This window comes from Streptomyces sp. 7-21 (assembly GCF_016741785.1).
Classification (GTDB): Bacteria; Actinomycetota; Actinomycetes; order Streptomycetales; family Streptomycetaceae; genus Streptomyces.
In genome coordinates, this window is sequence record NZ_JAERRL010000001.1 from 374,327 (window position 1) to 391,734 (window position 17,408).

17 protein-coding genes are annotated in these 17,408 nt (G+C 71.9%); 10 read left to right on the top strand and 7 right to left on the bottom strand.

The genetic code is table 11. The annotated features are described in order from the left end of the window. Nucleotides 1–159: 159 nt before the first annotated feature. Together JK356_RS01765 and JK356_RS01770 are read right to left on the bottom strand one after the other, a co-directional pair. Nucleotides 160–888 carry a protocatechuate dioxygenase gene (locus JK356_RS01765; RefSeq protein WP_201865647.1) on the bottom strand — a complete coding sequence of 243 codons (729 nt, stop codon included), beginning with the start codon at nt 886–888 and terminating at the stop codon, nt 160–162. 116 nt (nt 889–1,004) lie between these two features. Continuing rightward, nucleotides 1,005–3,539: an ATP-dependent Clp protease ATP-binding subunit gene (locus JK356_RS01770; protein ID WP_201865648.1), complete on the bottom strand. Its 2,535-nt coding sequence runs from the start codon at nt 3,537–3,539 to the stop codon at nt 1,005–1,007. A 154-nt stretch (nt 3,540–3,693) separates the two neighbouring features. On the opposite strand from JK356_RS01770, the gene JK356_RS01775 reads away from it, so the two are divergent. The 4 genes from JK356_RS01775 (at nt 3,694) to JK356_RS01790 (ending at nt 7,211) form a co-directional block, all read left to right on the top strand. After that, nucleotides 3,694–4,350 (top strand): hypothetical protein, encoded by a 657-nt coding sequence (locus tag JK356_RS01775; RefSeq protein ID WP_201865649.1) that lies wholly within the window; start codon nt 3,694–3,696, stop codon nt 4,348–4,350. Nucleotides 4,351–4,493: 143 nt separating this feature from the next. After that, entirely contained in the window at nt 4,494–5,447 is a 954-nt protein-coding gene (locus JK356_RS01780) for a hypothetical protein (RefSeq protein WP_201865650.1), read from the top strand. A 121-nt stretch (nt 5,448–5,568) separates the two neighbouring features. Then, nucleotides 5,569–6,615 carry a hypothetical protein gene (locus tag JK356_RS01785; protein WP_201865651.1) on the top strand — a complete coding sequence of 349 codons (1,047 nt, stop codon included), beginning with the start codon at nt 5,569–5,571 and terminating at the stop codon, nt 6,613–6,615. Beyond that, the gene (locus JK356_RS01790; RefSeq protein WP_201865652.1) at nt 6,612–7,211 is read left to right on the top strand and encodes a hypothetical protein; all 600 of its coding nucleotides are present in this window, start codon (nt 6,612–6,614) and stop codon (nt 7,209–7,211) included. Before JK356_RS01785 ends, JK356_RS01790 begins: the two co-directional genes overlap by 4 nt. A gap of 21 nt (nt 7,212–7,232) precedes the next feature. Here JK356_RS01790 and gcvH read toward each other — a convergent pair whose 3' ends face one another. Then, entirely contained in the window at nt 7,233–7,619 is a 387-nt protein-coding gene (gene gcvH / locus JK356_RS01795; protein WP_201865653.1) for a glycine cleavage system protein GcvH, read from the bottom strand. A 52-nt stretch (nt 7,620–7,671) separates the two neighbouring features. Further along, nucleotides 7,672–8,823, bottom strand: coding sequence for a glycine cleavage system aminomethyltransferase GcvT (gene gcvT, locus JK356_RS01800; RefSeq protein WP_201865654.1), 1,152 nt, complete (start codon nt 8,821–8,823; stop codon nt 7,672–7,674). Between the two features lie 121 nt (nt 8,824–8,944). Between gcvT and JK356_RS01805 the strand changes: the two genes are divergently transcribed. The 3 genes from JK356_RS01805 to JK356_RS01815 all read left to right on the top strand — a co-directional run bounded on the left by JK356_RS01805 (nt 8,945) and on the right by JK356_RS01815 (nt 11,277). Beyond that, on the top strand, nt 8,945–9,715 hold the full coding sequence (locus tag JK356_RS01805) for an enhanced serine sensitivity protein SseB (RefSeq protein WP_201865655.1): 771 nt from the start codon (nt 8,945–8,947) through the stop codon (nt 9,713–9,715). A gap of 83 nt (nt 9,716–9,798) precedes the next feature. Beyond that, nucleotides 9,799–10,581 (top strand): enhanced serine sensitivity protein SseB C-terminal domain-containing protein, encoded by a 783-nt coding sequence (locus JK356_RS01810; RefSeq protein WP_307815355.1) that lies wholly within the window; start codon nt 9,799–9,801, stop codon nt 10,579–10,581. Nucleotides 10,582–10,803: 222 nt separating this feature from the next. After that, a complete protein-coding gene (locus JK356_RS01815) occupies nt 10,804–11,277 on the top strand; it encodes a Dps family protein (RefSeq protein WP_201865656.1) in 474 nt (157 codons plus the stop codon). A 50-nt stretch (nt 11,278–11,327) separates the two neighbouring features. Here JK356_RS01815 and JK356_RS01820 read toward each other — a convergent pair whose 3' ends face one another. Next, nucleotides 11,328–12,608: an MFS transporter gene (locus tag JK356_RS01820; protein WP_201865657.1), complete on the bottom strand. Its 1,281-nt coding sequence runs from the start codon at nt 12,606–12,608 to the stop codon at nt 11,328–11,330. A 183-nt stretch (nt 12,609–12,791) separates the two neighbouring features. Further along, nucleotides 12,792–13,457 carry an HNH endonuclease family protein gene (locus JK356_RS01825; RefSeq protein WP_307815356.1) on the bottom strand — a complete coding sequence of 222 codons (666 nt, stop codon included), beginning with the start codon at nt 13,455–13,457 and terminating at the stop codon, nt 12,792–12,794. Between the two features lie 401 nt (nt 13,458–13,858). Here JK356_RS01825 and JK356_RS01830 point away from each other — a divergent pair, with 401 nt between their 5' ends. The 3 genes from JK356_RS01830 (at nt 13,859) to JK356_RS01840 (ending at nt 16,634) form a co-directional block, all read left to right on the top strand. Beyond that, the gene (locus JK356_RS01830; RefSeq protein ID WP_201865659.1) at nt 13,859–14,947 is read left to right on the top strand and encodes an N-acetylmuramoyl-L-alanine amidase; all 1,089 of its coding nucleotides are present in this window, start codon (nt 13,859–13,861) and stop codon (nt 14,945–14,947) included. Nucleotides 14,948–15,077: 130 nt separating this feature from the next. After that, nucleotides 15,078–15,713, top strand: a complete 636-nt coding sequence (locus JK356_RS01835; RefSeq protein ID WP_201865660.1) for an RNA polymerase sigma factor — start codon at nt 15,078–15,080, stop codon at nt 15,711–15,713. A 3-nt stretch (nt 15,714–15,716) separates the two neighbouring features. Beyond that, nucleotides 15,717–16,634: a hypothetical protein gene (locus tag JK356_RS01840; RefSeq protein ID WP_201865661.1), complete on the top strand. Its 918-nt coding sequence runs from the start codon at nt 15,717–15,719 to the stop codon at nt 16,632–16,634. Between the two features lie 42 nt (nt 16,635–16,676). Here the strand turns inward: JK356_RS01840 and JK356_RS01845 are convergent, their stop codons facing one another. Then, nucleotides 16,677–17,375, bottom strand: coding sequence for an N-acetylmuramoyl-L-alanine amidase (locus JK356_RS01845; protein WP_201865662.1), 699 nt, complete (start codon nt 17,373–17,375; stop codon nt 16,677–16,679). Between the last annotated feature and the right edge of the window lie 33 nt (nt 17,376–17,408).

A 17,408-nucleotide genomic window follows, 5' to 3' on the forward strand; every position in this document is an offset into this window, starting at 1 on the left:
CCGGGGGCCGCCCCCGCCCGTGCGGCTTCCGGGCGGCGGCGGTCCCCCCGCAAACGCCGCCGCCGCGGGCCCGTCCGGCGCCCGCGGCGGCGCGGCCCCCTGGCAGGGCCTTCGGTCTGCTCCAGCCCCATCCGGGGCATCCCCGGGCAACGGCCGGGCTCAGCCAGCGGCGGAGAGACCGAGCACGGCGCGCGCGGTGTAGCCCCGCTCACCGGGAGCACGCTCCACGGTGAGCAGGCCGCCGCGCGCGCCGCCGCCCGGATAGACGCGGTCCTCGGCCAGCCGCGCGGGCCCGTCGCCGCCATGCCTGCGGTAGGGCTCGCGCCCGCGCACCTCGTCGGCGACTTCGTCACCGACGAAGAGCTGGCCCGTGTGAGAGAACCCGTCCTCGTGCACCACGACGTGCACGTGCGGCGCGCGCCGCCCGTACCAGCCGGGCACGATCGTGCGGAACACCACCGTTCCGTCGCTTCCCGTCCGCTGCGCGCCCCGCAGGTACGTCTCCGGGTCGGCTCCGCAGCGCTCCGCGCCCGCCGCGGGCACCTCCCCGCCGGGACGGCCGCTGGGGCAGCCCGCGTAGTAGCCCCAGGCGTCGCAGTGCCACACCTCGACGCCCGCGCCCGCCACCGGGCCGCCGCCCTCGCGGTGCACCGCCAGCCGCAGCTCCATCGGCACGCCCGGCTTCCCGTCGGTGATATCCCGCCGTACCAGGCCCGGTTCGGGCAGCCAGGTGGCCCCAGCCGGGCTCGCCGCCAGCACGTACGTCTCGCCCGCCAGATGCCGCGTCACCCCCGCCGCCTCGCCGCCGTGCACGCCGAGAACGGCCCCCGCGATCCCGGCCCCGCCGAAACCGATGACAGTACGGCGGCTGAGTTCGCAATTGGTCATGCGCCCACGCTACGAACGGGGCGTGATGATGAAATGACAGACGGGCCGTATGTCCGCGGGTGCCACCTCAACGGCCCACGCGCCCGGCGCAGGCACGTCCGGAAACCCTGGCGCCCTCACGCCGCCGGAGGCATCCCCTCTTCCTCCGCGTCCGACTCCGCCTCCGCCGCCGCCACCGAGCACACCAGCTGCCCGTCGCGCGCGTCCGCCGTGAGCGTGTCCCCAGGACGCGCCTCACCGCTGAGCAGCAGCGAGGCGATCCGGCCGTCCAGCTCCGTCTGGATCGTCCGGCGCAGCGGGCGCGCCCCGTACTCCGGCTGGTGCCCGTGCTCCACCAGCAGCTGCCGGGCCGCGTCCGTCACCTCCAGCCTCATGCCCTGGGCGCGCACCCGCCGCCGGCTCCGTTCCAGCAGCAGATCCACGATCTGGTCCAGCTCCGCGGCGCCGAGGCGGTGGAAGACGATCGTCTCGTCGATCCGGTTGAGGAACTCCGGCGGGAACCGCCCGCTGAGGTCCTTCATCAGATCCGCCCGCACCTCCCTGGCGTCGCCCCGGTGGGCCAGGATGCGGTGCGCCCCGATATTGCTCGTCATGATCACCACGGTGTTCCGGAAGTTCACGGTCCTGCCGTGCACGTCCGTCAGCCGTCCGTCGTCCAGCACCTGGAGCAGGGTGTGGAACACGTCCGGGTGCGCCTTCTCGATCTCGTCGAACAGCAGCACGCTGTACGGCTGCCGCCGCACCCGCTCCGTCAGCTGCCCCGCCTCCTCGTGCCCGACGTACCCCGGCGGGGCGCCCACCAGCCGCGAGACCGTGTGCCGCTCCTGGTACTCACTCATGTCGAACCGCACCAGCCGGTCCTCATCGCCGAACAGCAGCGCCGCCAGCGCCTTCGCCAGCTCCGTCTTGCCCACGCCCGTCGGCCCCAGGAAGAGGAACGAGCCGACGGGCCGGTCCGGATCGCCCATGCCCGCGCGGTTGCGGCGCACCGCCTCGGCAACCGCCGTCACCGCCTCGTCCTGACCGACCACCCGCTCGTGCAGCGCCTCCTCCAGCCGCAGCAGCCGCTCCCGCTCGCTCTCGGTCAGCTCCGCCACCGGGATCCCCGTGCGCCGCGACAGCACGTCGGCGATGTCCGCCGCCGTCACCTCCCGCACGCCCTCGCGCCGCTCCGCGATCGCCGCCAGCTCCGCCTCCAGCTCACCGATCCGCCGCTTGATCTCGGCCGCCCGCTCGTACTCCTCGCCCGCGATCGCCTGGTCCTTCTCGCGGTTGAGCTGCGCGATCTCGTCCTCGCGCCCGACCACCTCGGTCGAGCGCCCCAGCGAGCTGAGCCGCGCCCGCGCGCCTGCCTGGTCCACCAGGTCGATCGCCTTGTCCGGCAGGAACCGGTCCGTCAGGTACCGGTCCGACAGCTCGGCCGCCGCCGCCAGCGCCTCGTCGGAGAACCGCACCTGATGGTGCGCCTCGTAGGAGTCGCGCAGGCCCTCCAGGATCCGCACCGTCTCGTCCACCGTCGGCTCGGGCACCGTCACCGGCTGGAAGCGGCGCTCAAGCGCGGCGTCCTTCTCCACGTGCCGGCGGTACTCGTCCAGCGTCGTCGCCCCGACGACGTGCAGCTCGCCGCGCGCCAGGGCCGGCTTGAGGATGTCGGCGGCGTCCATCGTGCCGCCCTCGCCGCCCGCACCCGCCCCTACCACGGTGTGCAGCTCGTCGATGAACAGGATCACGGCGTGCTCGGCCGCCTTCACCTCCTCGATGACGTTGCGCAGCCGCTCCTCGAAGTCACCCCGGTAGCGCGAGCCGGCCACCAGGCCCGTCATGTCCAGCGCCACGACCCGCCGGTCCCGCAGCGACCGCGGCACGTCGCCGCTCACGATGCGCTGGGCGAGCCCTTCGACGATCGCCGTCTTCCCGACACCCGGCTCGCCGACCAGCACCGGGTTATTCTTGGCGCGGCGGGAGAGAATCTCCACGGTCTGCTCGATCTCCTCCGCCCGTCCCACCACCGGGTCCAGCTTCCCGGCACGCGCCTCCTGCGTGAGATCGCGCCCGTACTGGTCGAGCGTCGGGGTCTGGCTCGCCTCCCCGCCGCCCCCGGACGCCGCCGCCCGGCCGCGCCCCCGGGCCTCGCGTCCCTCGCGCGCCACCCGGCCGGTGTCGACCCGCAGGTCCTGGAGGATGCGACCGGCGCCGGAGCCCGGGTTGTCCGCGAGCGCCGCGAGGATGTGCTCGGGCCCGATGTATGACTCCCCAGCCGCCTGCGAACGACCGTGCGCCGCAATCAGCGTCCGTTTCGCGGCGGGGGTCAGCCCCGGCTGGGCCGACGGCACCGCCCCCTCGGCGGGCAGCACCGCTTCCACGGCCTCCGCCACCGCGTCGGGATCTGCGCCGGCCCGCTCCAGCAGTCCGCGGGCCGGCTCCACCTTCGTGCTGGCCCAGAGCAGATGCTCGGTGTCGAGGTCACCGGTGCCGGCCTCGGCGGCTCGTTCCGAGGCGAGAGAGATCAGTTCGCGCCCGGCGTCCGACAGCAGCCGTCCGATCGGTACCCGCTGCACGGCTGGCGGCGCCGTGCCCGGGGACATGCCGAAGAAGCGGTTGAGCAGCTCGGAGAAGGGGTCGGGAGACGGCCCGAACGGTGACATCGTCATGTGTCCATAACACCAATGGCCGCTATTGCCCGCAAATGGGGTCAATTGCGAGTTTGTGGGAAGGGCTGCTGATCAACGGAGCGCATCGGTAGTGTGACCGTGTCCAGCCGGACATGTACCCATCGCGACGATCACGACGACGAACGGGGCCCGCATGCCGATCCGCCGTTTCCGCACCGCCCTTCTCGCCACAGCCGCCGTCACTGCCCTCGCCGTCACGGCCTGCGGAGGCGGCGGATCGGATGGCGCCGACGACGAGATCGAGGGCGTGGACCAGGGCAACAGCGAGCAGCAGGACGCATCCGCGTCAGAGGAGCCGCAGGACGACGGCGTCGACCGCCCGGAGATCGTGCTGCCGGAGGACCTCGAGCTGGTCTTCGAGGGCTGGGAATCGAGTGACGCACTTGAACAGGAAGTCCTCAACGATGGCCGGGAACGCCTGCGTGCGATCTTTGCTGCGGCGGCTGAGGAACGAAACCCAGAAGCCGAACCTGTGCTGTTTTATCACGCGGAGGGGGAAGGGCTGGAAAACGCGATCTACTGGATCGAGGGCTTCACGGAGTATGACCTGACTATTGAGGGAACGATCCGGTACGTTGCCCCAGAGGTGACCATTGAGGGGCAGACGCAGGCGCTTCTCACCTACTGCGCGGACGAGCGGGATGCCCGGGCGGTCAACTTGGAAACAGGGGAACCCGAACCCGCGCCCGAACAGACCGATCTCTTCTACACGACGAATCTTGAGAAGGATGACCGGGGCGTGTGGATGACGACGAATGTGCACACCGACAGGAGGGACTGCTCATCATGAGCCGGGCGTTGAGCCTCGCCCGGGTCATCGCGGTGCTGGCGGGGGGAGCTCTCCTGGCAGGGGCTTCCACGACGACAGCAGGCGCGCTTGGTGGTGGGCATGGGGATGAAGGCAGCGGAACGGGCAGCCATGACGGCGCCGGGGTGCTGTCCGCAGAGGCCACGGCCACGGAGATCGTGGTCACGGGGGACACCGGGGGAGACGGGGGGAACCTCGAACCGCTCGACACGTCTTGGACACCACCGGTCTGCTGGTACGAACCCTGGCTGACCGCGCAGGAGTTCGCCGACGCGGTCGAAGCTATGGCGGCGGAGAACGGCAGAGCCAACCGCGCACTGAACATCAACTCGCCCCACGAGGCGTTCACGGACATCTACCGTGACAACAACCCCGAGGACTGGGCGTATAACCTCGACAGCCGCTACGCCATGCGCGGTTACGACAACTACAACCTCGACGCCGAAGAGGACGGCCTCTGGTGGCGCCCGGTGATCAACCCCAACCGGGAGGACGAGTACCGGGCCGGAACCGACTGCGTGGAGCCCATCTTCTGGGGAGATCCCGTCGAGGTACCGGACCTCGACGAGGCCATCACCGACGAGATGCTGGCGGAATACGCCTACGACGAGATCGACATCCCCGAGACGGAAATCGAGCTCAGTCCCAGCGGAGACCAGATCGTCAATCTTCCCACCTGGATCTGGATGCAGGCGGCCGACCTCGAACCCAGGACCGTGCGCGCCGAGTTGCCGATCAATGGGGTGTGGGCCGAGACCACGGCTGAGCCGGTCTCGCTGACGATCGACGCGGGCACCGAGGACGCCCAGCTGTTCCCGTCCTCCGGCGAGTGCGCTCTCCGCGACGACGGACGCATCGGTGAGCCGTGGGACGAGAGCCGGGAGGGCGAGGACCCCCCGTGCGGACTGACGTACCTGCGTTCCACGCACGGCACCGGGCCGTACGAACTGACGGCGAGCCTCACGTGGGAGGTCTACTGGACCGGCTCCCAGACCGAAGGGCGGAACCCCCTCCCCGGCGGCACATTCGAGACGACGCAGACGATCGTGGTCGAGGAGTCGCAGACCATCGTCAGGTGACGGCCCGAACAAGTATGCCGTACCTCCGGCGGGTGGCACCGGCGTGGAGCCGCCCGCGCGCTTCCGCGTAACGTGACGGAAAGTCGTGAATCCGTCACTAGCGGCAGTCGGAGGTTCCGCCGTGCGCGACGTCCGCAGCGCCAACCCTGCTGACCTGGAGCAGCTCGCGGACCTCCTTGACCACCAGGACGGCGGCACAGGCGTCGTGGCCGAACTCCAGCGGCTGTTCGTGCGTGCCAGTGACCTCGGGGCGCGCGATCTGCTGCGGCCGCTCGACCCGCTTCAGAGCTGGGCCAGCGAGACCGCCGCCGACCTGCGCACCCGGGCCTGCCTGCTGCGGGGCTGGACAACGGCAGGTGACATCTACGGGGTGTATGAGGACGCGAGCGTGCCGCTGGGCGCCGCGTACTACGGTCTCAGGGGCCTGCTGGCCTGGCGCCCGGGCAGCCCGCTGTCGGCCCCGCTTGGCATGGGTCCGACGTATCTCGCGCACTACGGCTCCACTGGCCGTGTCCCCAGCCGCTGGGCCGCCCGCCGTGCCACGTTCGGCGTCAACCAGCAGACCGCCCGCCTCCTGGGCGGCGACAACCGGCTGGCGCGGCGCATTTACCGGGCCGGAGCGCTGGGAAACATGCGGAACGCCCAGCAGGTCAGCTTGTTGCGCCTGGGTTCCTTCCAGTACTCAACGGCCCGCACGGCAGGCGCTCACCGGCTCGCGTCGTTCGTGTCGGCGCTGAGCGAGACGAGCCGCGTGGCGGGCTTCATCCGCGGTGCGGGGATCGTCGGCAGCGCCTACAGCGTGCTGTCCGGAACCGCGGGCCTGCTCGCTCGGGGCAGTCCTGAGGAAGCCTTCGCGCAAGACGCTTCCGGCTATATGACCGAGGTGACGTCCGTAGCTTTTCAGTCCGCTCTAACGGCTGCCTTGCTCGCTCCTAACCCGTTTACGGTCGGAGCGACAGTGGGAATGGGTGTCGCTCACGGAATCGCCGTCGTGTGGAATGAGCGGGAGCGCCTGACCGACCCCCAGACCTATGCACGCGTCGGCGAAGCGGCGTGGAGCGTGGTCACCGATCCCGTGACAGCGGTGACTGTGGCTGGGGAAGCCGTGGTGGGAGCCGCTGAAGATGCCGCACTAAGCGTGCTGGACGCTGTGGAGGATCTGCTGTGAGGCGCCCGCTGTACAAAGAGTCCGGCTCACTCGCCTGGCCAGCTCTGTGGTTCTTCGGATACCTCTCCTTCGTGGCATGGTGCGCCGCTGACGAAGAAATGCGTCGACGTATCGGCTTGTTCATCGTCTTCTGCGGTGCTGTGCTGCTTTGCTTCCTGATCCCCGTGCTCGGCTCCCTGCACGTCTTCTTTTTCCACCGGATCAGGCTGACGAAGAGCGTCCTGCGGGTCGGGTTCCAGCGGATTCCCGTATCCGAAATCGATCCCGGATCTGTGGCGGAGGAGCAGGAGTTTCTGGCGGACCTCCACCGGGGTCCAGGGCCGCCCATTGTCCGCAGCGAGCGGGAGACGATGACCCGGCGACGCCTGCACCGCGAAGGCCGGGCCCTTTTCGTCGGCGGGTCATGGGCCATTCCGCTCGGGCGGACGGCCGTTGTGGTAGCGCTTCGGTCTGGCGAGCCGGTGCAGATCGCCTCGCGGGACCCGCTGGCGTTCATCGCGGCGCTGGCCATGCTCACCGGAGCGGGGGCGACGGCGGCTCCCGTCGCCCCTCCGGCGACTTCGCCCCCGCCCGTTGCCGACGGCGTCACAGGGTGACTGCGGCCGTGGGCGGGGCGCTCACTCCTGCGTGAACTCCTCGTACTCCTGGGCTGACATCAGCGTCTCGGGCACTCCCTCGCTCTCGTCGACGCGCACCCGGAACAGCCAGCCGGAGCCGAACGGCTCCGAGTTGATCAGGGAGGGGTCGTCGACCGCGCTCTGATTGATCTCTGTAACCTCGCCCGAGACCGGCGAGTACAGGTCGCTCACGGACTTGGTCGACTCCAGCTCCCCGCACGGCTCACCCGCGGTGACGCGCGACCCGGCCGCGGGCAAGTCGACGAAGACGACGTCGCCGAGCGCGTCCGCCGCGTGCGCGGTGATTCCGACGGTGGCCACACCGTCCTGGGGGGCCGACAGCCACTCGTGCTCCTTGCTGTACTGGAGTTCGGCCGGGTTGGTCATGACGGTGACTCTCCTTCGCGCGTGTCGCGTTCGGGTGTGTTCGGGTGGTTGCTCACGAGTCGCGCCGGTAGAACGGCAGTGCAACCACGTCGTACGGTTCCCGCGTGCCGCGGATGTCCACGGCCACATCCTGTGTCCCCGGCTTGGCGTGCGCCGCGTCCACGTACGCCATCGCGATGGGCTTGCCCAGGGTCGGCGAGGCCGCCCCGGACGTCACCTCGCCTACGACGGCGCCGTCCGCGTCCACCACCGGGTATCCGGCGCGCGGCACCCTCCGGCCCCGGCTCACAAGGCCGGTCAGTACGCGCCGTCCCCCCGTCCCGTCCCCCTCCGCCTCCGCGGCGGCCTTGGCGGCCGACAGCTTGTCACGCCCGACGAAGTCGCCGTCCTTGTCGAAGCGGACGACCCGGCCCAGACCGGCGTCGAACGGCGTGAGGCGGTCCGTCAGCTCGTGCCCGTACAGCGGCATCCCGGCCTCCAGCCGCAGCGTGTCCCGGCACGCCAGGCCGCACGGGACCAGGCCGTCGTCGCGCCCCGCCTCGGTCAGCGCCCGCCACAGCGGCTCGGCGTCGGCAGGCGCACAGAACAGCTCGAAGCCGTCCTCGCCGGTGTATCCGGTGCGCGCGATGAGCGCCTCGCGCCCGGCGACCGTGCCGGGCAGGCCCGCGTAGTACCGCAGCCCGTCCAGGTCGGCGTCGGTGAGGCGGCCGAGGATGGCGGGGGAGGCGGGGCCCTGCACGGCGAGCAGGGCGTACGCGTCGCGGTCGTCGCGCACCGTGGCGTCGAAGCCGCTCAGCCGCTCGGACAGCGCCTCGAGGACGGTTCCGGCGTTGGCGGCGTTGGCCACGATCAGGTACTCGTCCTCGGCCAGCCGGTAGACGATCAGGTCGTCGAGGATGCCGCCCGAGGCGTCGCAGATCATGGTGTACCGGGCACGGCCGGGACGCAGCGCGGCGAGCTTGCCGACGAGCGCGTAGTCCAGGAAGGCGCCCGCGCCCGGCCCCGTGACGGTGATCTCGCCCATGTGCGACAGGTCGAACAGGCCCGCCGCCGACCGCACGGCCTGGTGTTCGGCGCGCTCGCTGCCGTACCGCAGTGGCATGTGCCAGCCGGCGAAGTCGGTCATGACGGCACCCAGCTCGCGGTGGACGGCCTCCAGGGCCGTGGCGCGAGGGGCACGTTCGGCATCGGGCGTGACGGACATGGGCGCTAGCTCCGGGGGGTGACTGCCAGGTGCGCGGCCCATCATCGCACGCCGGGGGCTAGGGTGCCGGGGAACGATCCGTGAGAAGGAACGGTGGTGGCGACGGTATGGAGGGGGCGCGATGAGTACCGAGCGGCCCGCTGGGCCCGGTTACGGCGGCGGCTGGCCCAGCAACGAGCTGGAGGAGGCGCTTGCGGCTTCGCTCGGCAGGCCGGAGGCCGCCCCCACGCTGCTGAAGGTGCTGGCGCGCAGTTCGGTGTGGGTGCCGCTGCCCGAGGGCGGCGGCCCGGAAAGCCGCACGCTGCGGCTGCCGACGACCGAGATCAACGGCGGGGCGTACGTGCCGGTGTTCAGCTCGGCTGAGCAGTACCACCTCGGTGGCGCCTCGCACCTGTCGTTCGCCGTGGCGCCCGTGCCGGAGCTGGCGCGCGGCATGCCGCCGCAGCTCGGCATCGCGGTCAACCCCGGCGGCACGGTGGGGCTTCCGGTGCCGCCCGCTGCCGTCGCCGAGCTGTGCCGCGACACCCCGGGCGAGCGGGTGCCCGGCGTGCCCTCCGGAGCGCGGATGCGGCTGTTCCAGCCCGACTGGCAGGACGAGCCGCTGGACTTCCTCGCGGCGTGCTCCCGTGAGCTGGCGCCGCTGTGGTTCGTCAGGAGCGGGCGGCGAGGGCTCGCCAGCGCGGAGGGCGGGCCCCCGTCGCTGTTCATCGGGGTGGAGACCGACCAGCTCGACGAGGACAGCCGGATCGCCGTCAACGAGGCGCTCGGTCGTGCGCTCGCGGCGCATCCGGTGGCGTGGCCGGTGCAGATGGTGCTGCTCGACGCCGCCGAGGACCCGGTCGTGGACTGGCTGCGTCACTGTGTGCGGCCGTTCTACACCCGGGAGGCGTGACGCGGCGGGGGAGGGACCCGGGCGCTGGCTCCTAAGCTGGTGGGGATGTCCGCAGACGCGAGTCGCGAGGAGGGCCGTCCCACGTGAACGCGGGGAGTGGCGTTGAGGACCTGCTGCCGCGGGTCACGGCCGACCGGCTCGACACGTACGAGGCCCTGCTGGCCGCGCTGGCCGAGGGCGAGGTGTGGATGCTGCTGTGGCACGGGCGCCCCGGCGATCCCGACGCCCAGTACGGGGCCGTCGAGGTCAACGGGCACGGCTACGCCCCCTGTGTCACCTCGGAGCACGAGCTGCGGGCCAGTGGCTGGACCCGGGACTACGAGGTGGTCAGCGGCCGCGACATCGCCGCCGCGCTGTACCCGGACCACTGGGGGCTGTGGCTCAACCCGCACGCCCCGGGCGGGGGCCTGGGCGTGCCGTGGCTCGACCTGCGGCGCATCGCCGGCGGGCTTGACCGTCTGCCGGCCGGTCCGCTGCGGATCAGCGAACCGAGCATCAGCGCCGACGCGTTCTACGAGCAGCTGGCGCTGCACGCCCAGCGCACCCCGGTGCTGCGCAGCCTGCGCCGGGCGTGGGTCCAGCCCGCGCTGGGGCCCGCCTACCTGGTGATCGGGCTGGACGTGGACGAGCCGGGGGAGCGCAGCGCGGAGGCCGTGCGGCAGATGATGCGCCAGGCGCTGCCGGCGGTGCCCGAAGGACTGGCGGTGGGCACCGTCGCCATGGCGGACGCGTACGACCCGGTCGCGATGTGGCTGCGGGCCAACACCCGGCCGTTCTACGACCGCGACGCTCCGGCCGGGGCCGTGCCGCCGCAGCATCCCGGAGCGCTGCGGCAGCACGGGTACGGCTATCCGCGCCCTTACTAGCGCGCCTCCCCGTTCCTTGTCTCTGCCTGATCACTTCCTCCACGCGGTTCTCCGCCGTTCGTGGCCAGGGCCGGTCGCCGGTCTGCGGCTCGATTGACCATGGCCGCAAGGAGACGTGCCCGTTGCGCACCCACCGCCACGCGCCGCCGGGCGGGCGTACACCGGCGGAAACGGGGCACCCGGAGGCGAGACCGGGAGCAGGAACGTCGAAAGGTGCGTCGCATGCACGCCGTGAAGAGCACTCTGCCCGACACGACGGTGAAGGTGGTGGGTGAGGCTCTCCAGGGGGCCCTGGTGGACCTCGTCGACCTTTCGCTGGTCGCCAAGCAAGTGCACTGGAACGTCCTGGGGCCCCGCTTCCGCTCCGTCCACCTGCAACTCGACGAGGTCGTCACCACGGCCCGCGGGCACGCCGACACGGTCGCGGAGCGTGCCGCCGCCCTCGGCGTTCCGCCGGACGGCAGGGCGGCCACCGTGGCGGCGTTCACCGGCATCGGCACGGTCAGCGAGGGCTGGCTGCGCGACACCGACGCCGTCCGCACCATGGTCGAAGCCCTCGGCGCCGTCATCGTCCGGATGCGTGAGCGGCTCACTACGGTCGGCGAGGTGGACTCAGTGACGGAGGACCTGCTGATCCAGATCACCGCCGAGCTGGAGAAGCACCACTGGATGTTCCAGGCCGAGCACACCGGCTGAGAACCGCCGGTGCGGCATGGCGCGGGAGGTGACGCACTCCTGCGCGCCGCTCAGGCGTGCGGTGCCTGCGCGCCGGTACCGGCGCCGGCCGTGGTGTCCGCGGCACGGGCGGCCGGGGCGGCGGCGCCGTGGCGCGGGGCGGTGGCCGGAGCGAGGAAGACGGCCGCGGCGACGAACACGAGCACGGCGCCCATCGCCGCGCGCAGCCCGTAGTGATCGCCGAGGAAGCCGAGGCCGGGCGGCCCGACGAGGAAGGCGACGTAGCCGAGCATCGCCACCAGGCTGACGCGCGCTGCCGGGTCGGGGCCGGAATCACCGGCGGCGGACAGCGCGACCGGGAAGCCGAGCGAGGCGCCCAGCCCCCAGAACAGCACGGCCGCGCTGGCGGCCACCGGGGAGTCGACGAAGACCACCAGCGTCAGCCCGAGCGCCGCGGACACCGCGCTGGCGCGGACGACGACGGCCCGGCCGAACCGGTCGATGAAGAAGCCGCCGCTGAACCGGCCCAGGGACATCGCTGCCGCGAAGCCCGCGTAGACGACCGACCCCAGCGTGTCGTCCAGGCCGTGGCCGTCGACCATCAGCAGCGGCAGCCAGTCGTTCGCGGCGCCTTCGGCCAGGGCCATGGCCAGGATGATCCCGCCGATCATGAGCAGCCGCGGGTCCTTCCACACCGGCCCGGCCGGCGCGGCGGTCTCCGCCTGGCCGTCGCCGCTCTGGCCGCCGTCCCGGCCGCCTCCGCCCGCTGCGCCGCGTGTCTTGCCCACCCCCGCCGGGATGGCGCGGATGGCGTGTGCGAACAGCCCCACCGCGGCGGCGGCGATGGCGATCAGGTGCCACTGCACCGGAAAGTCGACGGCGGTGAACAGGATGCCGAGGCCCGCGCCGGCCACCGTGCCGAGGCTGAAGAACCCGTGCAGCGTCGGCAGCACCGCCCGGCCGGTGATCCGCTCCACGTCGGCACCGTCGATGTTGATCGCGACCTCGCCGCCGCCCACGCCCAGGCCGAACAGGAACAGGCCGGCCGTCACCACGGGCGCCGAGGAGACCAGGGTGCCGCCGCCGATGGCCGTCATGCTGACGATCACCAGCAGCGTGCCGCCGGCGGTGACCGGGCGCGTGCCCAGCCGGGCCACCAGCGCTCCGGAGCAGAGCACCCCGAGCATGGAGCCGACCGACAGCCCGAACAGCACCAGTCCCATCTGGGCGGTGGAGACGTCCAGCTGGTCCCGGATGTCGGGCGTCCTCGTCACCCAGGAGGAGATCGACAGCCCGGGCAGGAAGAAGAACACGAACAATGCCCGCCGGCGGCGGCGCGTGGCGATGTCCATGGCAGGTGCTCTTTCGACGGGAGGAGCCGGCCCCCGCGGCGGGACACGCACTCTGGCGGGGCACAGGAAACCGGGAGCCTGCGCCGGCCCCCGGAAGTCAAGGACCAACGTACAGGCCCGGAAGGGCGCTGGGGCAGGAGCCAGCACCGTGACGGGGCGCACACGCGGCTCGGACGGCCCGGATCAGCAGCGGCCGAGCATCTCCTCCAGCGCCTCCCGTTCGTCGTCGTCCACCGTCAGCTCGTACGCGTGCTTGACCTCGATCCAGCTGGTCGCGTACGTGCACCAGTAGTCCTCGCGCGGCGGGCGCCAGTCGGCCGGGTCCTGGTCACCCTTGGAACGGTTGGACGAGGCGCTGGTGGCCAGCAGCTGCGGGGCCGTCAGGTCGTTGGCGAACTCCTCCCGCCGCTCGTCCGTCCATGAGGCGGCGCCGGAGCGCCACGCCTCGGCCAGCGGCACCACGTGGTCGATGTCGACGTCGGAGGAGTCCGTCAGCGTCTCTCCGTCGTACGGGCTGTACCAGCTGCCCGAGACGGGGTCGCACTCGTCGTCGGTCTCCACGCCCTCGCCGTCCCGGCGCAGCACCAGCTGCCGGGTGGTGCAGCCGTCGCTGCTGCTCCAGTGCGGGAAGCGCTCCCGGGAGTAGCCCGACATGGACTCCTCGGGGGCGGCCGTCAGGCCCTCCAGCAGCTCGCCGGCGTCCCCGGACGGCGACGAGGACGCCGGCGGCGGCGACGCGGCCCGCTCGTCGTCCGCGGTCTCCTCCTCACCTCCGCACGCGGAAACGGCGAACAGACACGGGATGATCCAACTGGCCGTCACTATCGCGGCGCGCGGGGCAGTTCTCACGCCACCGAGGGTAGGCAACGCCGCGGCGGCGCGGTACCGGGCCTCCCGGTGGCCGGGTGGTCAGAAGCGATGCCCGCAGGAACGGCAGACGTCGCGGGCGTCGGGGCAGGTCGCCCCGCACTGCGGGCACTGCTTGAGCGCCATGGGCCTGGCCCGGAGCCAGAGTGCCGCTGCCTGGACTGTGCGTGTCACGGTCGCGTCCCTCCTGTGCGTGATCCCTGCTCCTGCCGGGGATTACCCAGATAGCGCCCTCCCAGGTGCCCGCTCGGGCGCGGCCGGATGCGTGCGCCGGGGCGCACGACGCTCACGCGGTTGCGAGCCGATCCGCCCTTGCGCTCATCGTGACCGTGGGCGTACACATCGTGATATCGCGTGTTCGCCGATCCCGGACGGGAGTCCCCATGGCATCACCGCTTTCCGCCGACCGCCTGGTGCGGGCGCTCAAGGACGAGGGCGTGAAGGTCGTTGAGTACAAGTCCTGGCGCACGCACAACCGCAACTCTGCGGGCGCCTGGGGCCCGGTGCACGGCGTGATGATCCACCACACCGTCACCACCGGCACCGACTCCTCCGTGGCGCTGTGCTACAACGGCCGGTCCGACCTGCCGGGCCCGCTGTGCCACGGCGTCATCGCCAAGAACGGCACGGTCTATCTCGTCGGCAACGGCCGCGCTAACCACGCCGGAGCCGGGGACGGCGACGTCCTCGCCGCCGTCATCGACGAACGCGCGCTGCCCGCCGACAAGAAGGCCAATACCGACGGCAACGCCCGGTTCTACGGCTTCGAATGCGTCAACCTCGGCGACGGCAAGGACCCGTGGCCCCCCGAGCAGGTCGAGGCCATCGTCCGCGCCTCCGCCGCCATCTGCCGCGCGCACGGCTGGGGCAAGAAGGGGAACACCTCGGTCATCGGCCACCTGGAGTGGCAGCCGGGGAAGATCGACCCCCGCGGCCCCGGGATCTCGATGGCCGACGTGCGCCGCCGCGTCGCCGAGCGGCTGAAGCACCCCGCCGGGTGGAACCCCGGCACCACCCCCGAGGAGGACGACATGCCCAAGCGGTCGCTGTACGAGACCCGGGACTACACGCGGCGGGTCAAGCCCCGCACCTGGACCACGATCCACTTCAACCGCCGCTACATCGACGGCGACTGGCAGGACAAGGAGGCCGAGCCGAGCTTCCTGTTCGGCTCCTGCTACTACACGGCCTCCGTGGGGGTGCGCGTCAGCGGGCTGAAGAAGGGCCAGCAGATCCAGCTGCGGCTGGCCAACTACCGCAACAAGGACGACGGCAAGGGCTTCTACCGCTCGGCCGGCATGCCCGCCCACGCCGTGACCCACGACGGCGGCGAGGGCAAGTTCGTCTGCACCTGGACCAGCTTCATCAACTCCGCGGACAAGGGCCGGGTCCGCGCCGAGGTCTGGCACGACGGCGACGAGGACATCACCGTCGAGTGGGCCAGGGCCGAGGCACTGTACTGGGAGCCCTGATCCCGCTTCTGCATCCCGCCCGGGCCCCCGCCTCCCGGCCCGGGCGCCACGCCTGTAACGCTCTCCTCGTCTCCCGCCAAGAACAGTCGTACGGCACGGCAGTGCAACGGACGACGAGGAGAGCGTGCGCGTGAAAAAGACAGCCAGGGGCTCCGGACCGGCAGCAGCCGCCCGCGATCCCGCGGCATTCGAGGAGTTCTACCGCCGGCACGTCAACGAGGTCACGCGGTTTGTCGCGCGCCGGTCGGAGGACCCGCACGACGTCGCTGACCTGACGGCCGAGGTGTTCCTCGCGGTGATCGACTCCGGGCACACCTACCGGAAATCGCGCGGCAGCGAGACCGCCTGGCTGTACGGCATCGCCCGCAACGTGGTCTCGGCGGAGCGCCGCCGGGCTGCCCGAGAGGCGCGTCTCACCAGCCGCGTCGCGGGCCGGCGGCTGCTGGAACCGGACGACATATCCCGGCTCGAGGACAAACTCGCCGCCGAGCACGAGGGGCGCGCCGCGCTCGCCGCCATGGCCGACCTGCCCGAGGGGGAACGCGCCGTGCTCGAACTCGTCGCCGTGGACCAGCTCAGCATCGCCGAGGCGGCCGCCGCGCTGGGCATCAAGCCCGTCACCGCGCGGGTCCGGCTTCACCGGGCCCGCAAGGCGCTGCGTGCGGCTGCCGCGCCGCGAGTGGCGCGGCGCGATGAGGAGTGGGAACCACGCCGGCGCGCTGCCGCCCAGCTGTCGGTCACAGGGAGCGCAGGGAGTGGGAACTAGGACATGAAAGACGATTTCGAAACGCGCCTGCTTGAGGAACTGAAGCGGGAGGTGACACTGGCCGCCGCCCGCGACCAGGCGGAGGCGCCCGAGCCCGCCTGGCGGCGCCTGCTCACCGGCCGCCGCCTGGCCATCGCCACGACGGGCGTGGCGGCGGCGGCCTGCGCCCTGGTGATGCTGCCGGGCGGCGCCGACAGCCCGGCGTACGCGGTCGAACGCCACGAGGACGGCACGGTCTCGGTGGAGCTGAACGCACGGGAGCTGTCGCGCGAGGAGCTCGACGGTCTCGTCCTGGACCTGCATGAAGCGGGACTGACCACCCTTGTCACCCCCGTGGACGAAGTGTCGTGCATGGACGACGAGGAGCTCGCCGAAAGCCTCGACAGTCTCTTGTCCGATACCCTCGACGGCACCTTCCTTCCCCCGGACCCGGACGGTGTACTGGAGGACGGGACGCCCGTGACCCTCATCCGCGTCATGCGTGCGGATGGCACTCTGGAGGACGGGACTCCCGCGCCCATGAGGCCCGTGCTTCGCGAGAATGCCGATCGAATCGCTTCCACGTGGGGCGATGACGGCCCGATTCTTACGGAGTCCGTGGAAGTCGGCGACTCGGTGGTTTTCAGCGTGGAGGATGGGAGGATCACCGATCTCATCTTCGCGCCCGGCACCTGCATGACGGAGGCACTCCAGCACCGACTCCTTGGAGAGGCCGGCGAGGCTGAGGACGGTCAGGGCGAGGCCGGCGAGGCTGAGGACGGCCGGGACGAGGCCGGCGAGTCCGGGGACGGCCAGGGCGAGGCCGGCGAGTCCGGGGACGGCCGGGACGAGGCCGGCGAGTCCGGGGACGGCCGAAACGAGGCCAGCGAGTCCGAGGACGGCCTGGGCGAGATTGAGCCCGCCCTGCCCGTCGAGGACTGACCGGTCCCCGTTCCGGCCCGGAACAGCGGAGGCGGCGGGCGCTCAGCCCGCCGCCTGCCGCCGTGAGGCCCGCCGCAGCAGCCCCATGTACCGGTCCCAGTCCCAGTGGGGCCCCGGGCAGATGCGCGCCACGTCCGGCACCTCGTTGTGCCCCAGGATGTGCTCCCGGTCGACCGGTATGTGGTAGCGCCGGCAGATCCCGGCCACCAGCTCCGCCGAGGACTCGTACATCACGTCCGTCAGGTACGAGGGATCGTCCGCCCAGCCCTCGTGCTCGATCCCTATGCTCCGCAGGTTGTAGTCCCAGTTGCCCGCGTGGTACGCCACGTCCAGCTCGCGCGCCATCTGGGCGATGTGCCCGTCGGAGGACCGGATCACGTAGTGCGAGGCCGCCCCGTGCGACGGGTCCTGGAACACCTGGAGCGTGACCTCGTACGTCGCCTCCGGCATGTGAATCACGACACGGTCGATCGCGTAGTCCCGGGGCCGGTTCGCGTGGCGGTAGTTCGCCTCTGAGGCCGGCACCCACTCCGCGCCCGGATGGTCCACCTCGCCCTGCTCGCGCGGCACGTCACTCCCGGAAAGCCGCCACCACCAGCGCCGGAGGGTGTCCTGCGCCGCGAGCCCGCCCGCGCCGAGCGCCGTCACCGCTCCCCCCGCGATTCCCCCCGCGATCAGCGCGCGCCGTTTCACCGAGCCGCTCCGCGCCGGGGCGTCTGGATCTTCCGGGTCTTCAGCCATCGTGTCCTCCCGCTCGCCTCGCGGCCATACGCC